The sequence below is a fragment of the Streptococcus parasalivarius genome (assembly GCF_054785155.1).
The window spans coordinates 37,069-54,834 of sequence record NZ_BAABOB010000005.1; the positions used below are offsets into that span (position 1 = coordinate 37,069).

Sequence of the window (17,766 nt, forward strand, 5' to 3'; positions counted from 1 at the left end):
TAAGAGGTTTTATATGAAAAGATTTCACTTTGCAACTATTCACCTGGTAATGATAGGACTAATTCTTTTTGGAATTGCTACCATTTTTGTTCGCGTACTACAATCGGAGTCTGCACTCATTTTTGCGCTTTTTATCATTATGGTAGTAGTTGTTGCACTATTGCATTACCAAAAGACAACATATGAGTCTTTGGAAATAGAGCAATTAGATGAACTGAATCAGGATGTGGAAGATTCTTTGAAGATCCTTCTTGGAAAGATGCCTGTCGGAGTTATTACTTTTGACGAAAATGATCATATTGAATGGTTCAACCCCTATGCCAAGTTAGTACTTTCAGATGAATATGGGAACTTCAATAAGCAGTTGATTGCAGATTTTATCTCCCAGAAACGAAAGGGATCACCTTCAAATGTGATAACTGTTGGTGACAATAAATATGCTGCTTTTGTAGATTTTGACAATAAGCTGACATATTTTATTGACAATGTTTATGATCAAGATGAAAATGTTGATCCAAATATGACTCGACCTGTTATTGGGATTATTTCAGTTGATAACTACGACGATGTGACAGGAAGTTTGCCAGATGCGGATGTTTCAAAAATCAATACATTTGTAGCAGGATTTATTTCTGAGTTTGCTAAGGCTAAGCATATTCATTATCGACGTATTGAAGGGGATCGCTTTTACTTCTTTACCAATTACAGTGTTTTGACAGAATTCATGGATCAAAAGTTTTCTGTCTTGGATGACTTCCGTCAACAGGCTCAAGAACGTGGTTTACCACTGACTTTGAGTATGGGCATATCCTTTGGGACGCTTAAGCATGATCAAATCGGGCAAGTTGCCTTGCAGAACCTTAATATTGCACTTGTTCGAGGTGGGGATCAAGCTGTTGTTAAGGAAAATGATGATCACAAGGAACTTCTTTATTTTGGAGGAGGCTCTGTCTCAACGGTTAAGCGTTCTCGTACAAGAACAAGGGCTATGATGACTGCAATCTCAGATAAGTTAAAAACAGTCGAAAAAGTATTTGTTGTTGGTCACAAGAATCTTGATATGGACGCCTTAGGGGCTACTGTTGGTATGGCCCATTTTGCTAGTCAGATTGTTAGAAAGAGCTATGCTGTTTATGATGATATGGCTATGAATGCGGATATTGAGCGTGCGGTCGAACGTTTGAAAGAAGATGGGCAGTCACCACTTATTACACTCTCAGAAGCTGAAGAACTAGTTAATCAACACTCGTTGTTAATTATGGTTGACCATTCAAAAATCAATTTAACCCTATCTCAGGATTTTTATAATCAATTTAATGAAGTTATTATCGTAGACCATCACCGTCGAGATGATGACTTCCCTGAAAATGCGGTTTTGACTTTTATTGAAAGTGGAGCAAGCTCTGCTTGTGAATTGGTTACGGAGTTGTTACAATTCCAAGGGGCTCCAGAACGTTTGAGTAAAATCCAAGCTTCCATCCTTATGGCAGGTATAATGCTAGATACCAAGAATTTCTCTACTCGTGTTACTAGTCGAACTTTTGATGTTGCCTCTTACCTTCGTAGTTTAGGAAGTGACAGTGGAGAAATTCAAACGATTTCTGCTACTGATTTTGACGAATATCGACGTATTAATGAGTTAATTCTTGCAGGCGAACGAATTACTGATGATATAATCGTTGCTACAGGAGATAACCATAAGTGTTATAATAATGTTGAGATTTCTAAGGCGGCAGATACTATGCTTGCAATGGCTGGAATCGAAGCAACCTTTGTTGTTGCTCGAACAAGTCCCTCTACTGTAAACATATCTTCTCGAAGCCATAATGCGATTAATGTACAACGTATTATGGAAAAATTAGGTGGTGGAGGACATTTCAACCTAGCTGCCTGCCAGTTACGAGACTGTAGTGTTGCTCAAGCGCAAAATAAATTAATTGAAACTATTATGGGAGAGTTGGCTCCCAAGGAGGATTAAAATGAAAGTTATTTTCTTACAAGACGTTAAGGGTAAAGGAAAAAAAGGTGAAATTAAAGAAGTACCATCAGGTTATGCTCAAAACTTCTTGATTAAAAAGAATCTTGCTAAAGAAGCAACAAACCAAGCTATCGGGGAGTTGAAAGGAAAACAAAAATCAGAAGAAAAGCATGCTGCAGAGTTGTTAGCTGAAGCAAAACGCGTTAAAGAACAACTTGAGAAAGAAGAAAATCGTCTTCAATTTACTGAGAAGGTTGGACCAGATGGTCGTACATTTGGTTCAATTACAGCTAAAAAGATTGCGGAAGGACTTCAGAAACAGTTTGGAATCAAGATTGATAAACGTCATATTGAACTTGAACATCCTATTCGAGCGATTGGTTTGATTGAGGTTCCTGTAAAGCTTCATAAAGAAGTGAGTGCACAAATTAAGCTTAACATCAAAAATAGTGCTGAGTAATTCGTTGACACTATAAGTAAATCTTGTAAAGGAGGGAATAATTGTGGCAGAAGCTCAAGAATTACGAGTGCAACCTCATGATTTAGTAGCGGAACAGTCTGTTTTGGGGGCTATTTTCATTAACCCGGAAAAGTTAATTACGGTTCGAGAGTTTATCGAAGCAGATGACTTTTACAAGTATTCCCATCGTGTCATTTTTAAAGCAATGGTAACGCTGTCGGATCGAAATGATGCCATTGATGCCACGACAGTACGTACTATTCTAGACGACCAAGATGACCTCCAAAACATAGGGGGTATTTCTTATCTTGTAGATTTGGTCAACAGTGTTCCAACATCCGCAAATGCTGAGTACTATGCTAAGATTGTGGCTGAGAAAGCCATGCTTCGCCGTATTATAAATAGGTTGACAGAAACTGTCAATCAAGCATATGAGGGCGCAACTGAATCTGATGAAATTATTGCAAATGCTGAGAAAGCCTTAGTTGATGTTTCAGAGCATAGCAATCGTAGTGGTTTCCGCAAAATATCTGAAGTTCTTGATGTCAATTTTAATACTTTGGAGATGCGTTCACAGCAAACATCAGATGTTACTGGATTACCGACAGGTTTCCGTGACCTTGACAAGATTACAACAGGTTTACACCCGGACCAATTAATTATTTTAGCAGCTCGTCCCGCTGTTGGTAAAACAGCCTTTGTGTTGAATATTGCTCAGAATGTTGGCACCAAGCAAAATAAAGCTGTTGCAATCTTTTCACTAGAGATGGGTGCAGAAAGCTTGGTTGATCGTATGTTAGCAGCCGAAGGTATGATTGATTCCCATGCTTTACGTACAGGTCAATTGACAGAGCAAGATTGGAATAATGTTATGATTGCTCAAGGGGCACTGGCTGAGGCACCTATTTACATAGATGATACCCCTGGTATAAAGATTACTGAGATTCGTGCACGGTCCCGTAAATTGTCACAAGAAGTAGAGGGTGGTCTCGGTCTTATTGTGATTGACTATTTGCAGTTGATTACAGGGACGCGACCAGAAAATCGCCAACAAGAGGTCTCAGATATTTCAAGACAGTTAAAAATCTTAGCCAAGGAGCTCAAAGTTCCTGTAATTGCCTTGAGTCAGTTATCTCGTGGGGTTGAACAACGTCAGGATAAACGTCCAGTCTTGTCTGATATCCGTGAGTCAGGATCTATTGAGCAGGATGCAGACATTGTAGCTTTCTTATATCGTGATGATTACTACCGAAAAGAGAATGAAGAATCAGAGAATGCGATTGAAGATAATACAATCGAAGTTATCCTAGAAAAAAACCGTGCTGGTGCGCGTGGAACAGTCAAGTTACTATTCCAAAAAGAATATAATAAATTTTCATCGATTGCTCAGTTTGAGGAATCGTAACTTTCAGATTTAAGGAGATATATATGAGTGACGCATTTGCAGATGTTGCTAAAATGAAAAATATAAAGGAAGCTATTAAAGCTCATGAAGGTCAGTTGGTAGAATTGACTCTAGAGAATGGACGTAAACGTGAAAAGAATAAGATTGGTCGTTTGACAGAAGTCTATCCATCATTGTTTATTGTTGAGTATCAGGACTTCAGTTCTCAAGCTGGCGCTATTAATAATAATTATGTTGAATCTTATACTTATTCAGATATTTTGACTGAAAAGACTCTCATTCGTTATTTGAGTCCTGAGGAACAAGCTGAAATCGAAAATAAATAAGAAAAAGCCTTTACTTGGGCTTTTTTTCGTGGTAAAATAGTCAAGTATGTGAAATAATAGCAGGATAAAATGAAGCTCGTCAACAGGAAGTCGGCTAGAAAAGTAACCTTTGCTGTTTGGGCGAAGTCTTTCTGAACGAATCAGGTTTATCTAAAACGTTATTTCCTAAAAATATTTTTTATAGGAGGACATTATTAATGTCACGTTATACAGGTCCATCATGGAAACAATCACGTCGCCTTGGTTTCTCACTTACAGGCACAGGTAAAGAATTGGCACGTCGTAACTACGTACCAGGTCAACACGGCCCAAATAACCGTTCAAAACTTTCAGAGTACGGTTTGCAATTGGCTGAAAAACAAAAACTTCGTTTCTCATATGGTTTGGGTGAAAAACAATTCCGTAACTTGTTCGTACAAGCTACTAAAGTTAAAGGTGGAACACTTGGTTTCAACTTTATGGTTCTTTTGGAACGTCGTCTTGACAACGTTGTTTACCGTCTTGGTCTTGCAACAACTCGTCGTCAAGCACGTCAATTTGTAAACCACGGTCACATCCTTGTTGACGGTAAACGTGTTGATATCCCATCATACCGCGTTGAAGTTGGTCAAGTAATCTCAGTTCGTGAAAAGTCAGCTAAAGTTCCTGCTATCCTTGAAGCGGTAGAAGCTACTATCGGACGTCCAGCATTCGTATCATTTGATGCTGAAAAACTTGAAGGTTCATTGACACGTCTTCCAGAACGTGATGAAATCAACCCAGAAATCAACGAAGCACTTGTCGTTGAATTCTACAACAAAATGCTTTAATTTTAAGATTATTGTATCGAAGAGCCTGTTATTATGGGCTTTTTCTTTGTTTTAAAAGACTGTTTCAGCAATTTGCTTACTTTTATATAGATTTTAGAGCCATTTCATAGAATGAGATGGCTTTTTTGTTTTCTAACATTAACAAGCTCCTAGTCACTTGTATTAGACTAGGAGCTTGTTCCATTATCTTATGATATGTAATTTTGAGGTATAGATTATTTATTTTCCAGTCCACCTTCAAAATCTGCTGAAACATTTGAAACGTAGTTGGTGAAGTAGGCTTCAAAATCTTTTTTTAGTTGTTTGTACTCTTCTTCTGAGTATTCCTTATCCTCTATATAAGCTTGAAATCTAGGGATTTTCAAGTCTTTTTGTAGACGTTGTATTACTTCTGTTTTTGTCATAAGGACCTCTCTTTCACTCTTTATTTTACCATATTTTAAATTGTATAAAACATGTGTGTTGTTTTAATGCCTTACTTTTGATATACTGTCAAAGTTATTTAAGAAGGGAGATACTATGTCTATTATTACACTAATTTTAGCTGGGGTTGTTGCTTTGGAGCATCTTTATATTATGTATTTGGAAACTTTTGCAACACATTCAGACACAACTAGTAGAGTCTTCAATATGAGCAAAGAAGAGCTTCAACGCGAGTCTGTTACAAACTTATTTAAAAATCAAGGTATTTATAATGGTTTAATCGCTGTATTCCTCTTGTATGGTATTTTTAGCAATAGTCAGCTACTTGTAACTGTTTTTGTTCTTAATGTTTTCTTTGCTGCTGTTTATGGTGCTGTAACTGCTAATAAGAAAATTATTTTAACGCAAGGTGGACCCGCAATCTTGACCTTACTTTCACTTATCATTTCCTTATTGTAAGGATTTTATTGTAAAAGAAAAAGCTGCTTTAACTGTTGAAATGGTTTGCAGCTTTTTATGCTTTTGAAGTTGTTTTATTGTGGAATAAATCGTAGAAGAAAATCTGTCATTTCTCGGGGGGATTCTTTTTTTCCTTTATTTATCCAGGCTTGACAAGCACCAAAAATAGCGTGCGCAAAATAAATACTAGCATAGTCTTTCTCAAATCCTTTAAGAGATTTTTCTTCAGCAGTAGGGACAATGAAGTCCTCAGCTATCATACGCTGAAGTTTATGTATCAGAAAATCTTGAATTTCTTTTGATCCATTGGTAGACAATAGAGCTGATAGGAGTTTTTCACGAGTAAGAAATTCAAAGATTTCGAGGAAGGCTCCCTCTTTCTTTCCTTCGTATTTATCGAAGATATACTCTAGTTTATGGAAAAGCTCTTTCTGATAACTATCAATCATTTCATACTTATCTTTGTAGTGGGTATAAAAACTCGAACGGCTAATCCCAGCTGTTTGAACCAGACGAATGGTAGTAATATCATTGAAATCTTGGTCTTTAAGGCATATTACTAAAGCATCTAAAAGAGCTTTTTTAGTTTGAACTCGCCTTTGATCTTTTGACATACAAATCTCCTTTTATACACTTTTAGACTATGTGTCCAAAAACTAATTGTTTAACATTGATTTTCATGCAAATGAGTTTATAATTGATTATATCATAAAAATAAACACAATGTCTAAAAAGGAGAAATATGTTAGCAGAATTAAAGGCGCTTCTTAAAAGTCCAAAGCTCTGGATAACTATTATTGGTGTCTCATTGATACCCGCTTTATATAATCTAATCTTTTTATCTTCTATGTGGAATCCTTATGGAAATGTAAAGCATCTGCCAGTAGCCGTAGTGAACAAAGATAAGAGTGCTAGTTTCCAGAATAAAACTCTAAATATTGGTCATGATATGGTAGACAATATGTCTAAAAATAAAAATCTAGACTATCATTTTGTGACTGAAAATGAAGCCAAAAAAGGAATTGATGATGGTGATTACTATATGGTAATCACTTTTCCAGAAAATCTCTCAAGTAATGCAGCAAGTCTTTTGACAAATGCTCCTAAGAAACTTGAAATTTCTTATCAGACAACAGCAGGGCATAGCTTCGTTTCTTCAAAAATGAGCGATTCTGCCATGTCTAAGTTAAAGGATACCGTTTCTAAAAATATTACGTCAACTTATGTTGGAGCTGTCTTTAAGAGTATGACTCAACTACAGGGTGGCATGGGAACTGCGGCGAATGGAGCTAGTCAATTATACGCAGGTGCAGGCGCACTTCAATCTGGGAGTCAGACTTTATCAAGTGGTTTAGGAACTCTTGCTAGTTCTACACAGACATTGGCTACAGGTGTTGATACCTTGAGTTCAGGTGCATCTGCCTATACTTCAGGTGTGTCAACTTTGTCAGGTGCTTTGTCACAGTTAAACGCTAACTCTGAGGCTGTTAATTCTGCTGCAGGTCAATTTGTTTCAGGAGCAGATGCTATGAGTACCTTAGTTACTGGTGCAGATTCTTTGTCAACTGCACTCAGTCAAATGGCTACGGCAACAAGTTTAACTGAAGAACAGCAAGCACAGTTGTCAACCTTGTCAACTAATTTAACCGATTTAAATACAGCAATTCAAAATCTCAATACAGCGGTAAATAACACATCATTACCTAGTGGAACATCAACAACATCAGTAGATACAAGTTCAATAGCGACTTATCTTTCAAATATTTCTTCTGCGGCTAGTTCTATAGCTACAGCTAGTGCCACTGACAAAGCGAACGATTTGGCTGCGGTACAAGGAACAGCTGCTTATCAAAGCTTAACGGCAGATCAACAAGCAGAGATTACATCGGCAATTAGTAACGCAGGATCTACGGCTAGTAGTTACGCTTCAACTATTGCATCAGAAGTGTCAAGTATGTCAACGGCCTTATCTAGCTTGACAGGTACGACAACAACTAGTAGCGGAGATTCAAGTAGTTTAGCTTCTCTACAAACATCTATTTCAGGCATTGCAAGTTCGGCGAATGCTCTTCTTCCTGTAGCTTCATCAACGGTATCATCAATGCAAGCTAATATTGCTAATGTCAATTCGGTACTTGTCAATCAATTATCACCAGGAGCAATTCAAGTGGCTTCAGGTGTGTCAACCGCTCAAAGTACTCTAGCAACAGGTGCAAGCGCACTTTCAACTGGTTTGTCAACTTATACTGGTGCTGTGTCAACAATTGCCAGTGGCGCTCAAACTCTAGATGCTAACAGTAGTAGTTTAATGACTGGTTTTTCTACTCTTCAAAGTGGTACAAGTGCTCTCAATACAGGTGCTCAACAATTAGCAACTGGAGGAAACACCTTAACAAATGGTTTGACAAGTCTGTCAACTAACCTTTCTACATTATCTGATTCATTAAATAAAGCTAATCAGCAACTCTCTCTTGTTTCTGTAAACTCAGACAATGCAAAAATGGTGAGTGCTCCGCTCAAAGAGAAGAAAACTGATAAGGATAAGGTTGACACTAATGGTGTGGGAATGGCTCCATATATGATTTCTGTTTCTCTTATGGTTGTCGCTCTTTCAACTAATGTTATCTTTGCTAAGAGCTTGACAGGAAGAAAATTTACGGGCCGTTTTGATTGGGCTAAGAATAAGTTACTTATCAATGGTATTATTACAACTATGGCTGCTATTGCGCTTTATATTGCCATTCGATTTGTGGGAGTTGAACCAAATCATCCATTAGCTACATTTGGTATGATTCTCCTTGCAGCATGGACTTTAATGGCGCTCGTTACAGCCCTTGTAGGTTGGGATGATAGATATGGTGCATTTGCTTCCATGATTCTATTGCTTTTACAGCTAGGTTCTAGTGCAGGGACTTATCCAATTGAACTTAGTCCTAAGTTCTTTAAGGTCGTACAACCCTTCTTACCAATGTCCTACTCTGTGTCAGGCCTTCGTCAAACTATTTCTATGACAGGACAAATCTCAGATCAAGTACGTATGCTAGTCATTTTCTTACTTATTTTTGTAGTTGTAGGTATTGTTATTTATAGACCAAAAACTGAGAATGTATAAACTAAAAGCCGGCTAATGTGGCTGGCTTTTTTATGTTATTCGACAGTTATATTACCGAGATCGGAGGTGATGGTAAGTGTATTATCTTTTGAGTTCTTAAGGTTATTCGTAACATCCACCTCTCCTGAGTGACTATCTGCTTGAACATTGATAGTGTAATCTTTAAGAACTATTTCAATTTCACCGGTTGTAACGTCAAGTTTATTGTGACCGTTAAAAATTAAGTTATTACCGGAGTATTCTCCCATTGCAATAGATAAATCTGCGTTAGTAAAAAGGGTATTATCACTATCAACACTACCAACATCAAGGTTAGCTTTTAGGTTGCTGACTATCATTTTAGTAAAAGTCAAGTCCCCCATATTTAGATTAATGTCTGCTTGTCTAACCGTGCTATTGCTTAAATCTAGATTTCCAGTTGCTAAATCAGTCTTTAAGAAATCAATCGTTTGTTTTTTAGGAAGTGTAATAATAATGGTTTGCTTTCTGACTTCCTGGTCGATAGCAGAAGAGAGGCTTATTAAATCTTTTAATCCGAAAAAGTTAATGTGTTTTTTAGAAGTCGAATCTAATTTAGTGTTGTTTTCATTAATAGTTAATTGACCATCCTTTACAGTTGTATCAATTGGATTTTTCTTTTTTTGGTAGTAAGAAAGCGTGGCTTTGTTAACGTCACCACTTTTAATAAGAACATTGTAGCTACTACTTTTAATATCAATCTTATTGAAGTCATCAACTTCCTTATTGACATAATCTTGCTCACTTTTAGTTTGATTTTGTAAATCTGTAAAGCCACCTTGACTATAACCCCAAGTTGCTAATCCCCCGCCTAAAAATAGAGATATGAGAGATACTCCAAGGACGATTTTTTTCCAAGTTTTCATGATTTTCTTCCTTTCTTGATGAGCCATTTAATTAAGAGTGTTATTAGCTTGACAATAAGTTTACAGATTTCGAATGAAACCAAAAGCAGTAAGATTGCTCCACCAAACATTACAAGTCCAACGCCTACTCCAAAAAGTGTTGAAGCTAGTGAAACACTTAAGAGAGAGAAGCTTGTAAAGAAAGTGTAAACACCACTAATGAGTAAGGCAAAAGTAAGAGCTAAGGCAGTCACTATGACTGCGAAAATAATCATAAGAAGTGTCATTAGCATAGCTAAGAAGAAAAGGAGAATTGGAAAAGCTACTGGACTAGCTAATACTGCGAGAATAGCAATCCAAATAATAGTTGTTTTATTGCGCAAACTAGTCGTATCCTCAATAACCTTTTCATCTAGTAGACGGCTAATGACTTCATGTGCGGCTTCCTTAGGTGTACCCAGTTCTGCAATAACTTGAGCTTCATTTTCGGGTCCAGCCTCCTCAAAATATTCCATGAAATATTCTAGAGCTTCTTCGTAGTCCTTTTGTGGTAATTTTCGTAGATATTTTGTTAATTTAGCTATATATTCAGTCTTTGTCATGTCTTAATCTCCCTTCCACAATACCATCCAGAGTTTCTTTGTAAGTTAACCATTCCTTATTAAGAAACTGAAGCTGCTCTTTGCCATTTGGGGTAATACTATAATATTTACGTTTGCGCCCTTGATACTCTTGACTGTAGGTGGTCATATAGCCTGCTTTTTCAAGCTTTTTTAGAATAGGATAAAGTGTTGACTCCTTGATATTAGCCACAAGCTTTATGGTTTGACTAATCTCATAACCATAAGAGTCTTCTCTATCAATAATTGCTAATATTAAGAACTCAATCAGGGTTGACGATGTTGGAAAATACATAGTTTGCTCCTTTTCTTTTAGGATATGTATAAAAATTATATATAATTATTTTACATATTGAGTATATCTCTTTTAGAAAGATATGTCAATATTTTATATATAAAATTTTTATATAATAGGGCTATCTTATTTTTTATGATAATATGAAATCAAGGAGTACTTATGACTATTAAAGATAAATTAGCTCATTACGAGCCGAAGCCACTGGGGGAGAAAGGACGCTATGCAGTTCTTTTGCCCTTAATATATGATGTAAAAACTGATAAGTATCAAGTCCTTTACCAAGTGCGAAGTGAACATATTTCTCAACCGGGTGAGGTTTCTTTTCCTGGTGGACGTGTCGAAGACGGCGAGACTTTTCAAGAGGCTGCTATACGAGAAACTTGTGAGGAATTAAACCTAGCTCCTGATCAAATTGACATTTGGGGGGAGCTTGATTATCTGATTCATCAGGGTAGAACCATCCATTGCTTTGTTGGAAAGATAAAGATAGAAAATTGGGAGTGTATTAATCCGAACGAAGAGGTAGAGCGGTTGTTTACAGTTGATGTTGACACGTTGTTGACAAAAGAACCGACTTATTACACTGTAACTTCAACCTTAAGTAATGCGAAAGATTTCCCGTTTTTTCTAGTAAAAAATAGAGAAAAATATAATTTCGGTTACAGTGAACGTCATATTCCTTTTTACAGGAAGTTGACAGAGAATATATGGGGGATGACAGCTATGTTTACACATAGATTTACAGATATATTGAAAGATTTAGAGTGAAAATAAAAGATCAACAATAATATGTTGATCTTTTTGCTATTAGTTAGTTTGATAATAGGTATGAATAAGGCGGTTTATATATGCTTGGGCAGTACTGAAAGATTGTATTGACATAAAAGGATTCCCATTTTTTGAGATATTCACCTTGCGAAATTGTCCCGCCCAAGCATAGACATCTTGAAATAAATATTTATGAATGGCTAAAATATCACTAATGGAGTAGACTTCAATGACTTTCAAGCGTAAGTCTGCAAGCCTTCTAGTAACGAATAAATGCTCATTCCGATAGGCTTCTTCAATATTTGTAACATTTTGTTTGTTGATTAAGACTGTAGAATTTGGATAGGTATATTGATGATTGGGGTCAATGTACTCATATCCTTCGTATTGATTTTTAACCAATATTCAATTCCTTTCGTCTGTTGATAACATAAGTTTTTAAATCAATCACATCTTGAACAGTAGGTTCATAATTTTCAATCATTGATGACCCAATAGCATACCAGACAGTATCAAAATCCGAAAAGTTATCAAAGGGAATCCCTAAAATTGTTAATTCTTCTTTATTTACATCAAGAGTCATGGCACACCTCCTTATATAGAGTTATCCTTATTATACCATAAAATCGGTATTTTTACCTAAAGGGATAGAGACCAAAAGATATATGTAAGCGTATAGATTAATACTTATGAAACGGTTGTAGGAGGAAAATCTCTCCTACACTATTACAGAGAAATTTCTAAAAGGGATAGAGAACCTATCTGGGATGATCGTATCTATTTTTATCATTTAAAAAACATACTTTTTTTAATACTAAATTTTATAATATAATAGATACAATGACTTTTAAAACACTTCTTCCCTATCCATAGGTGGATAGGGTTTTTCGTTGTTCATTACACGTTCTAAACATTCAATACTAGATCTTAGGTGAAACATTTCATGTTTCCTATATTTTTCATCCTGTGAGTTTAATAGTTCGTTTAGGTGACGTCTAATATGCCAAATGACTTTTCTAATATTTGCTTCTTTTAAATTATTCATGACTCCATTGTATAATAAAATATAATCCAATTTCTTTGATTAAGCTAATTTGCATGAAATATAATCTAATCGGTTAATAATAAGCTTAAAAGTTTTTTGAAGGAATCTATTTAGCACAAAAAAACACCTATTCGGGAAAATAGGTGTGAATGATGTTATTTATATCCATATTGTTTTAGTGCGTTATTATATACTTCGCTATCTTTAAGATAGTAGTCGTGCTTAACTCCACTAATATCAACAGAAAAGACCCCATCTTTAAATGAATATTCTTCTGTTCGACTTGCAATATTTTGTCCAGTTAATTCGATCGTATTCTTTTGTTTGTTAATCGTAAAGCTGTCTGCTTCTCCATGATCAATGGAAGCATTTTCTCCTTTAATAGTAAACGCTAACTCGTTTCTTTCACTTGAGATCCAATAATATTCACCATCTAAAGATTGGTAGTTGCTTTTAGAGCAAGCAATTAATGTAATTAATGATAATGAAAATAGTAGTATACCTATTAATTTTCTCATAATTTTCGCCTCCTTCTATAATTTTAATTATACCCAAATAATATTACGAGAGTATATCAGTGTCTGTTATAACGGAAAAATGAAGAAATGTCTATTATAACAGCAAATACTAAACTTTCGGGAAATTGTTATTTTTCGGAAAGTCATATTTAGAAATTGAATGGTATTGTACGAATATTTCTAGGAAGTCTTAGAGGATGATGTGGGGTCCCGTTTTTATTTTTTTAAGAAAATATAAATTAGGTACAAGTCCCTTAATGATATTTTCCCTATTCATATACATACCATTATTTCCCCAGCAGGCAATTACTAAATCAGATTGTGCTACACATTCTAAAATATAATTATCATTTTCATTTCCGATAGGATCATCAACTAAATATATATCCCTTGGGTAAGTACTTCTAAAAGCAAATAAGTTTGCCATAAGTAATGTTCCATATCCCCAAACTTTTGCATAATTTATACATCGTGTGATCGTCGGATCATCGATAGTTTCATTGGCAATTGAAGGATTCAAACCAATAAAAAGAATTGTAGGTTTTGTTTAGTCCCAGGTACGAGATAGTTTATAGCGATAAATCTGATCGTCTGAAATAGTAGCTTCTTTTTGCATAGTTGACCTCCACTTTCTTCTATTATATCATTAATATTTTTTGATATAATATAATCAGAAACAGAGAGGAAATTACAAATGGGAAATAAACGTATCACATGTCAAAAATGTAAAACTTTAATTGAATATGATTCTACATCTACCCATGAAGGCCTCAGAGATTTTGAGGAAATAGAGTGTCCACGATGTGGCCACGTTGTGACACGGGTTTTTACTAATTTAACTCCATCCGTTCGAGTAGTAGATTAGTAGAATAGAAAGGGAAATATTACCATCTCTATTCATGTTTAGTTATTTATTTTTGATATAGTTTAAAATTAAATCAAAGATTGCAATTTTTGGTAAAGAGTAAAAGCCGTAAATTAGAGAAACTGATTATGACTGAAATTCCCTCATTGAATCAAACTTATTTAATTTTTTTGAAATAAAAAAGCAGTACAAGCCTGCTAAAGTTTGATATAAAGCTATTTATAAATTACTTGAGATCCAACCTTCTCAAACCAGGCTTGAAAAAAGCTCGTAAAGCATCACAATTTAGTAAACGTTAAAACTTATTTACACTTATTGAAAGCATTTCGTCTAATACGGGATGCTTTTTTGTCAAGCTTAATTTTTCAAATTGATAATTCTCTTTTCTTGCATTTCAAAAAAAAAAGAACGTACAATAATATTGGAAGGACTATCGCTTAAACAGAGATAGAAAGGAAAAAATTAGGAAACTATATTTCTCTGGTTTAATGTGTTAGAACTAAACGATATATCTTTTCGCATTTTACACTACACTAATAACTACGAAAGGCGAGGTTTATTAAGGAGACTCAACATGCTCAAGAAATTCACTACATGTGCTTTTATCGTTACTCTAATTTCTTCTGTCCTTATCGGAAGTAACATAATATTTGCAAATGATAAAGGCGAGGATATCCAAGCGAAACCACCAACTCTAGAGATAATGGTAAAACAAGCTTCTAAAGATTCTACTCTCTTGGAAACGTTAAATCAATTTTCAGATCAGGATACTATCATTGCCTATCCTGAAAACATGGGTGGCGGGTTTTCTGTTAAATCTGTAGATAGTAGCGAACCTCTAGTCGGAGAAATTCTTGATACTAAAGGGGAAAAAGTCATTTATAAAGACTCTCAACCTGTCACTATTGCCCAAGTAAAGGAAGCGATTCAAAACAAGTAATAAACTGATATAAATAAATATAACCGGCCTATTATTAAATAGGTCGGTTATTTGACTTTCCAATTCTTATTAATGATTCGCCTTACTTTCCTATACAAAGAAATTATCGTATAGCCTTTAAAAATCTTATAAAAATTGAGCTATCTGAAAGATATTTACAGTTATTGAAAGCATTTCGTATCCAAAATACGGGATGCTTTTTCTGCTTCCCCCAAATTTTTGTAATTAGGTGATGCTTGAAATTGATACAAATTTGGTTATTTTTAATAAATATAAGTACCCGTTCATAGTTCACTTGTTGTCCAGGTAAAACTAGAAGGACTCAGTCCTGTTCAATACAGAACTAAATCTTTTGGGTAAATTATTGAAATAACTATTTGGGTGCAGTTCATTGTTGAGATGTGTTTTTTCTAAAGTTATCATCCCATTCCTTCACTGCCTCAGGATTAAGAATAATATTAATTGTCTCTAGAATAGTTTGATGTATTTTTAAAGCCTCCTCTTTGTCACCCCAAAGATAATCAAATATGGCTTTAAGTTCATGTAGATATAGTTTTTCAAAAGAAAAATAGGTTGGATAATTTTTGTTAAATAATAATGTCAGAAGTTTTCGGCTAGCGTTTCTTTCTTTTCGTTCTAAAAAAACAGATAGGCAGTTTAGGACGGTATCAATTTTAATACGATCTAGGTTATTTTTTAGCGACTGAGGAGTATCTTCGAGAATAGTATTAGTGAAGACTATAAGAGCATCCGATGTAAAATAAGGGACGAGATTACCAAGCAGACCGACATCAAGATTTGTCCAGTACTCTAATGAAATAAAGTAGTCAGTGAGTTGAAAAATGGTATCTTGAGGAACGGTTAATTGCTTTAGTTCGCAGATGATTACCTCTAAAACGCGAGCTATGATTTGGTAAATGTATTGACCTTTCTGATCTGATAACTCATAGAGATATGATTTTAGTTCGGAAAGTATCTGAGTATCTTTGTTATTCAGTGCCTCTTCTAACTGCTCGGTTAGCTGGTAAAAATCTTTGTCTCGGAAATCTTTCCATTCAAAGAATTCATTAATTTCAACTAACATAGATCCTAGAAGTCGAAATAGAACATCATTAGAAAGGGTTGTATGACCATTTTCAAAATCTGAAATACTGGTGGCAGAACCAGCAATTTCTCCAAGTGCTTTTAAAGATAGTTTTCTTTGTTTGCGAATTGCCTTAAATTTTTCTCGATTAGTCATGTTCGGATTTCCGAAATTTCTCCTTTTCACATTTTTTATATTATATAATACTGATATCAAAAAGGAAAGGGGAAGAAACATGGTTATCAATGAAATTGTTGAACATGATTTTGATCAAGATTATGATATCTTCAAAAATCTTGTATGCGGTTCAGGCTGCTAAATGCTTTCCGATAAATCCTATGTTCACTTTGTCACTAATACTATTGACCAGTCATTGAGTTAGTAGTTCTCTCGAACTTATGTGGAAGTGTTCACTTTGTTCTATATAATCTGTATTTCAGGAGCAGAAAGAGTATGCTTTCTGCTCTTGAAATATTATTTGTAAGGAGAAGTTTTGATGAAGTATTCACGTTATGTTGTATCAATCCCAAAGAAAGAACATACCTTTTTGTTTAATACAAAGAATAATTTGGCGGTTAAAATTGAAAATCGTTTATTTGAAAAAATTGAAACTGATAGTAAAACTAGGAAGCAATTTTATAATTTTCTTTATACAAGAAAATTTTTACCAGAAAGAAATGAGTTGGAAGAAGCAGTACAAATGTTTAGGGACAGAGATGCATCAACTCTTAGAATCATTATACTTGCTCATGGAGATTGTAATTTTAGATGTAAGTATTGTTATGAAAAATTTGTAGATTGTAGCATAGAATCACAAAAATCGAGTATTTTAAAATTCGTGAAAAATAAATTTGAACAATACCAATTTAAAGATATTCATGTTTCTTGGTTTGGTGGGGAGCCTCTTTTAGGTTATAGAGACATTTTAGATATTTCCAAAGCACTAATTGAGTTATCATCAACCTATGGAATACGCTATCATTCTGATATGACGACTAACGGCTACTTGCTAAATAGTAGAACTTTGTCAAGATTGGTCACAGAATGTCAAGTCCAGTCCTATCAAATTACAGTTGATGGAACTAAAGAGGGTCATGATAATCAACGGGTTTTAAAAAATGGACATGGTTCGTATGACCGTATAATAAAAAATCTTAGCAATGCTCAGAAATTAGACTTGAACTTCCATATACTAATACGATTAAATGTTTCCAAAGAAAATTATTCAGATGTGGAGAATTTTTTAGTAACAGATGCGCAATTATTTAAAAGGGACAAGAGATTTCAATTGCTTTTTAGAAATGTGGGTGATTGGGGATGTGGGGATAGAAAAGAAGGATACGAGGTTAAAAGATTTGCAGAGGATGTTTCTTTTGAACTATCTCAAAAAGCAATTAAACAAGGATACAATTTATTTGATGACTTATTGTTTAGAAGTAATTACTATGCCTGCTATGCTCAAAAAGAGCATACCTACACCATTGATACAAAAGGAAACCTTTTAAAATGTACGGTAGCATTATATGATGAAGAAAATAAAATTGGAAATTTAGATAGTTTTGTTATCGATGATCAAAAACAAAAACTCTGGATAAACAACTATGAATTTTCACAGAAATGTTCGAAATGCCAATTATTATTGATTTGTAAAGGTGGAGCTTGTCCTAAACGTGACATTTTTAATGAACGGACGTTTAATGAAAAGTGCCAACGTATGCGACAAAATATTTTACAAAATTTTGAACTTGCGATTTTATCCAATAAGGTCAATTATGAATTGAAGGCGGAATGAG

Annotated in this window: 19 protein-coding genes and 2 pseudogenes; 10 read left to right on the top strand and 11 right to left on the bottom strand. The window is 34.8% G+C overall.

Features of this window, described 5'->3' with window-relative positions:
- Positions 1-13 precede the first annotated feature (13 nt).
- The 5 genes from ACYVQ1_RS05595 (at position 14) to rpsD (ending at position 4,978) form a co-directional block, all read left to right on the top strand.
- Positions 14-1,978, top strand: a complete 1,965-nt coding sequence (locus tag ACYVQ1_RS05595) for a GGDEF domain-containing protein (protein ID WP_461250117.1) — start codon at positions 14-16, stop codon at positions 1,976-1,978.
- A 1-nt stretch (position 1,979) separates the two neighbouring features.
- A complete protein-coding gene (gene rplI, locus ACYVQ1_RS05600) occupies positions 1,980-2,438 on the top strand; it encodes a 50S ribosomal protein L9 (protein WP_314676764.1) in 459 nt (152 codons plus the stop codon).
- Positions 2,439-2,481: 43 nt separating this feature from the next.
- Positions 2,482-3,843 (top strand): replicative DNA helicase, encoded by a 1,362-nt coding sequence (gene dnaB, locus ACYVQ1_RS05605; RefSeq protein WP_461250118.1) that lies wholly within the window; start codon positions 2,482-2,484, stop codon positions 3,841-3,843.
- A 23-nt stretch (positions 3,844-3,866) separates the two neighbouring features.
- Positions 3,867-4,169 carry a Veg family protein gene (locus ACYVQ1_RS05610; protein ID WP_461250119.1) on the top strand — a complete coding sequence of 101 codons (303 nt, stop codon included), beginning with the start codon at positions 3,867-3,869 and terminating at the stop codon, positions 4,167-4,169.
- A 197-nt stretch (positions 4,170-4,366) separates the two neighbouring features.
- The gene (gene rpsD / locus ACYVQ1_RS05615) at positions 4,367-4,978 is read left to right on the top strand and encodes a 30S ribosomal protein S4 (protein ID WP_002885833.1); all 612 of its coding nucleotides are present in this window, start codon (positions 4,367-4,369) and stop codon (positions 4,976-4,978) included.
- Between the two features lie 215 nt (positions 4,979-5,193).
- On the opposite strand, the gene ACYVQ1_RS05620 is transcribed toward rpsD, so the two are convergent.
- Entirely contained in the window at positions 5,194-5,382 is a 189-nt protein-coding gene (locus tag ACYVQ1_RS05620; RefSeq protein ID WP_314676766.1) for a hypothetical protein, read from the bottom strand.
- A 115-nt stretch (positions 5,383-5,497) separates the two neighbouring features.
- On the opposite strand from ACYVQ1_RS05620, the gene ACYVQ1_RS05625 reads away from it, so the two are divergent.
- Complete coding sequence (locus ACYVQ1_RS05625) at positions 5,498-5,860, top strand: DUF1304 domain-containing protein (RefSeq protein WP_461250120.1); 363 nt, start codon at positions 5,498-5,500, stop codon at positions 5,858-5,860.
- 74 nt (positions 5,861-5,934) lie between these two features.
- Here the strand turns inward: ACYVQ1_RS05625 and ACYVQ1_RS05630 are convergent, their stop codons facing one another.
- Complete coding sequence (locus tag ACYVQ1_RS05630; RefSeq protein WP_461250121.1) at positions 5,935-6,474, bottom strand: TetR/AcrR family transcriptional regulator; 540 nt, start codon at positions 6,472-6,474, stop codon at positions 5,935-5,937.
- Positions 6,475-6,602: 128 nt separating this feature from the next.
- Here ACYVQ1_RS05630 and ACYVQ1_RS05635 point away from each other — a divergent pair, with 128 nt between their 5' ends.
- A complete protein-coding gene (locus tag ACYVQ1_RS05635) occupies positions 6,603-8,972 on the top strand; it encodes a YhgE/Pip family protein (protein ID WP_461250122.1) in 2,370 nt (789 codons plus the stop codon).
- A gap of 35 nt (positions 8,973-9,007) precedes the next feature.
- On the opposite strand, the gene ACYVQ1_RS05640 is transcribed toward ACYVQ1_RS05635, so the two are convergent.
- The 3 genes from ACYVQ1_RS05640 to ACYVQ1_RS05650 are packed head-to-tail and all read right to left on the bottom strand — an operon-like array spanning position 9,008 to position 10,750.
- Complete coding sequence (locus ACYVQ1_RS05640) at positions 9,008-9,856, bottom strand: DUF4097 family beta strand repeat-containing protein (protein ID WP_461250123.1); 849 nt, start codon at positions 9,854-9,856, stop codon at positions 9,008-9,010.
- On the bottom strand, positions 9,853-10,437 hold the full coding sequence (locus tag ACYVQ1_RS05645) for a DUF1700 domain-containing protein (protein ID WP_461250124.1): 585 nt from the start codon (positions 10,435-10,437) through the stop codon (positions 9,853-9,855). The genes ACYVQ1_RS05640 and ACYVQ1_RS05645 overlap by 4 nt, the downstream gene beginning before the upstream one ends.
- Positions 10,424-10,750, bottom strand: a complete 327-nt coding sequence (locus tag ACYVQ1_RS05650; RefSeq protein WP_461250125.1) for a PadR family transcriptional regulator — start codon at positions 10,748-10,750, stop codon at positions 10,424-10,426. Before ACYVQ1_RS05650 ends, ACYVQ1_RS05645 begins: the two co-directional genes overlap by 14 nt.
- A gap of 162 nt (positions 10,751-10,912) precedes the next feature.
- Between ACYVQ1_RS05650 and ACYVQ1_RS05655 the strand changes: the two genes are divergently transcribed.
- On the top strand, positions 10,913-11,521 hold the full coding sequence (locus ACYVQ1_RS05655; protein ID WP_461250126.1) for an NUDIX hydrolase: 609 nt from the start codon (positions 10,913-10,915) through the stop codon (positions 11,519-11,521).
- Between the two features lie 45 nt (positions 11,522-11,566).
- On the opposite strand, the pseudogene ACYVQ1_RS05660 reads toward ACYVQ1_RS05655, so the two are convergent.
- From ACYVQ1_RS05660 to ACYVQ1_RS05680, 5 genes and pseudogenes are all read right to left on the bottom strand, one after another.
- A pseudogene (locus ACYVQ1_RS05660) lies at positions 11,567-11,923 on the bottom strand (Fic/DOC family protein); the annotation flags it as partial.
- Positions 11,916-12,104, bottom strand: coding sequence for a hypothetical protein (locus ACYVQ1_RS05665; RefSeq protein ID WP_014713950.1), 189 nt, complete (start codon positions 12,102-12,104; stop codon positions 11,916-11,918). The gene ACYVQ1_RS05665 and the pseudogene ACYVQ1_RS05660, both read right to left, overlap by 8 nt.
- A 264-nt stretch (positions 12,105-12,368) precedes the next feature.
- Positions 12,369-12,566, bottom strand: a complete 198-nt coding sequence (locus ACYVQ1_RS05670; protein ID WP_049489284.1) for a hypothetical protein — start codon at positions 12,564-12,566, stop codon at positions 12,369-12,371.
- 155 nt (positions 12,567-12,721) lie between these two features.
- Positions 12,722-13,084 (bottom strand): hypothetical protein, encoded by a 363-nt coding sequence (locus ACYVQ1_RS05675; RefSeq protein WP_461250127.1) that lies wholly within the window; start codon positions 13,082-13,084, stop codon positions 12,722-12,724.
- 149 nt (positions 13,085-13,233) lie between these two features.
- Positions 13,234-13,700, bottom strand: a pseudogene (locus tag ACYVQ1_RS05680) (DUF1643 domain-containing protein).
- Positions 13,701-14,523: 823 nt separating this feature from the next.
- On the opposite strand from ACYVQ1_RS05680, the gene ACYVQ1_RS05685 reads away from it, so the two are divergent.
- Positions 14,524-14,889, top strand: coding sequence for a hypothetical protein (locus tag ACYVQ1_RS05685; RefSeq protein ID WP_461250128.1), 366 nt, complete (start codon positions 14,524-14,526; stop codon positions 14,887-14,889).
- Between the two features lie 388 nt (positions 14,890-15,277).
- Here the strand turns inward: ACYVQ1_RS05685 and ACYVQ1_RS05690 are convergent, their stop codons facing one another.
- Positions 15,278-16,129: a helix-turn-helix domain-containing protein gene (locus ACYVQ1_RS05690; RefSeq protein ID WP_461250129.1), complete on the bottom strand. Its 852-nt coding sequence runs from the start codon at positions 16,127-16,129 to the stop codon at positions 15,278-15,280.
- A gap of 340 nt (positions 16,130-16,469) precedes the next feature.
- On the opposite strand from ACYVQ1_RS05690, the gene ACYVQ1_RS05695 reads away from it, so the two are divergent.
- The gene (locus ACYVQ1_RS05695; protein WP_461250130.1) at positions 16,470-17,765 is read left to right on the top strand and encodes a radical SAM protein; all 1,296 of its coding nucleotides are present in this window, start codon (positions 16,470-16,472) and stop codon (positions 17,763-17,765) included.
- Position 17,766: the final 1 nt, after the last annotated feature.

Bases quoted from the DNA above. Each gene is read 5' to 3' on its own strand.
- ACYVQ1_RS05690 (WP_461250129.1), bottom strand. From the start codon at position 16,129: ATGACTAATCGAGAAAAATTTAAGGCAATTCGCAAACAAAGAAAACTA.
- ACYVQ1_RS05675 (WP_461250127.1), bottom strand. From the start codon at position 13,084: ATGAGAAAATTAATAGGTATACTACTATTTTCATTATCATTAATTACA.
- ACYVQ1_RS05625 (WP_461250120.1), top strand. From the start codon at position 5,498: ATGTCTATTATTACACTAATTTTAGCTGGGGTTGTTGCTTTGGAGCAT.
- ACYVQ1_RS05670 (WP_049489284.1), bottom strand. From the start codon at position 12,566: ATGAATAATTTAAAAGAAGCAAATATTAGAAAAGTCATTTGGCATATT.
- ACYVQ1_RS05655 (WP_461250126.1), top strand. From the start codon at position 10,913: ATGACTATTAAAGATAAATTAGCTCATTACGAGCCGAAGCCACTGGGG.
- ACYVQ1_RS05695 (WP_461250130.1), top strand. From the start codon at position 16,470: ATGAAGTATTCACGTTATGTTGTATCAATCCCAAAGAAAGAACATACC.
- ACYVQ1_RS05595 (WP_461250117.1), top strand. From the start codon at position 14: ATGAAAAGATTTCACTTTGCAACTATTCACCTGGTAATGATAGGACTA.
- ACYVQ1_RS05650 (WP_461250125.1), bottom strand. From the start codon at position 10,750: ATGTATTTTCCAACATCGTCAACCCTGATTGAGTTCTTAATATTAGCA.
- ACYVQ1_RS05685 (WP_461250128.1), top strand. From the start codon at position 14,524: ATGCTCAAGAAATTCACTACATGTGCTTTTATCGTTACTCTAATTTCT.
- ACYVQ1_RS05640 (WP_461250123.1), bottom strand. From the start codon at position 9,856: ATGAAAACTTGGAAAAAAATCGTCCTTGGAGTATCTCTCATATCTCTA.
- ACYVQ1_RS05635 (WP_461250122.1), top strand. From the start codon at position 6,603: ATGTTAGCAGAATTAAAGGCGCTTCTTAAAAGTCCAAAGCTCTGGATA.
- ACYVQ1_RS05645 (WP_461250124.1), bottom strand. From the start codon at position 10,437: ATGACAAAGACTGAATATATAGCTAAATTAACAAAATATCTACGAAAA.
- rpsD (WP_002885833.1), top strand. From the start codon at position 4,367: ATGTCACGTTATACAGGTCCATCATGGAAACAATCACGTCGCCTTGGT.
- ACYVQ1_RS05665 (WP_014713950.1), bottom strand. From the start codon at position 12,104: ATGACTCTTGATGTAAATAAAGAAGAATTAACAATTTTAGGGATTCCC.
- ACYVQ1_RS05610 (WP_461250119.1), top strand. From the start codon at position 3,867: ATGAGTGACGCATTTGCAGATGTTGCTAAAATGAAAAATATAAAGGAA.
- ACYVQ1_RS05620 (WP_314676766.1), bottom strand. From the start codon at position 5,382: ATGACAAAAACAGAAGTAATACAACGTCTACAAAAAGACTTGAAAATC.
- rplI (WP_314676764.1), top strand. From the start codon at position 1,980: ATGAAAGTTATTTTCTTACAAGACGTTAAGGGTAAAGGAAAAAAAGGT.
- ACYVQ1_RS05630 (WP_461250121.1), bottom strand. From the start codon at position 6,474: ATGTCAAAAGATCAAAGGCGAGTTCAAACTAAAAAAGCTCTTTTAGAT.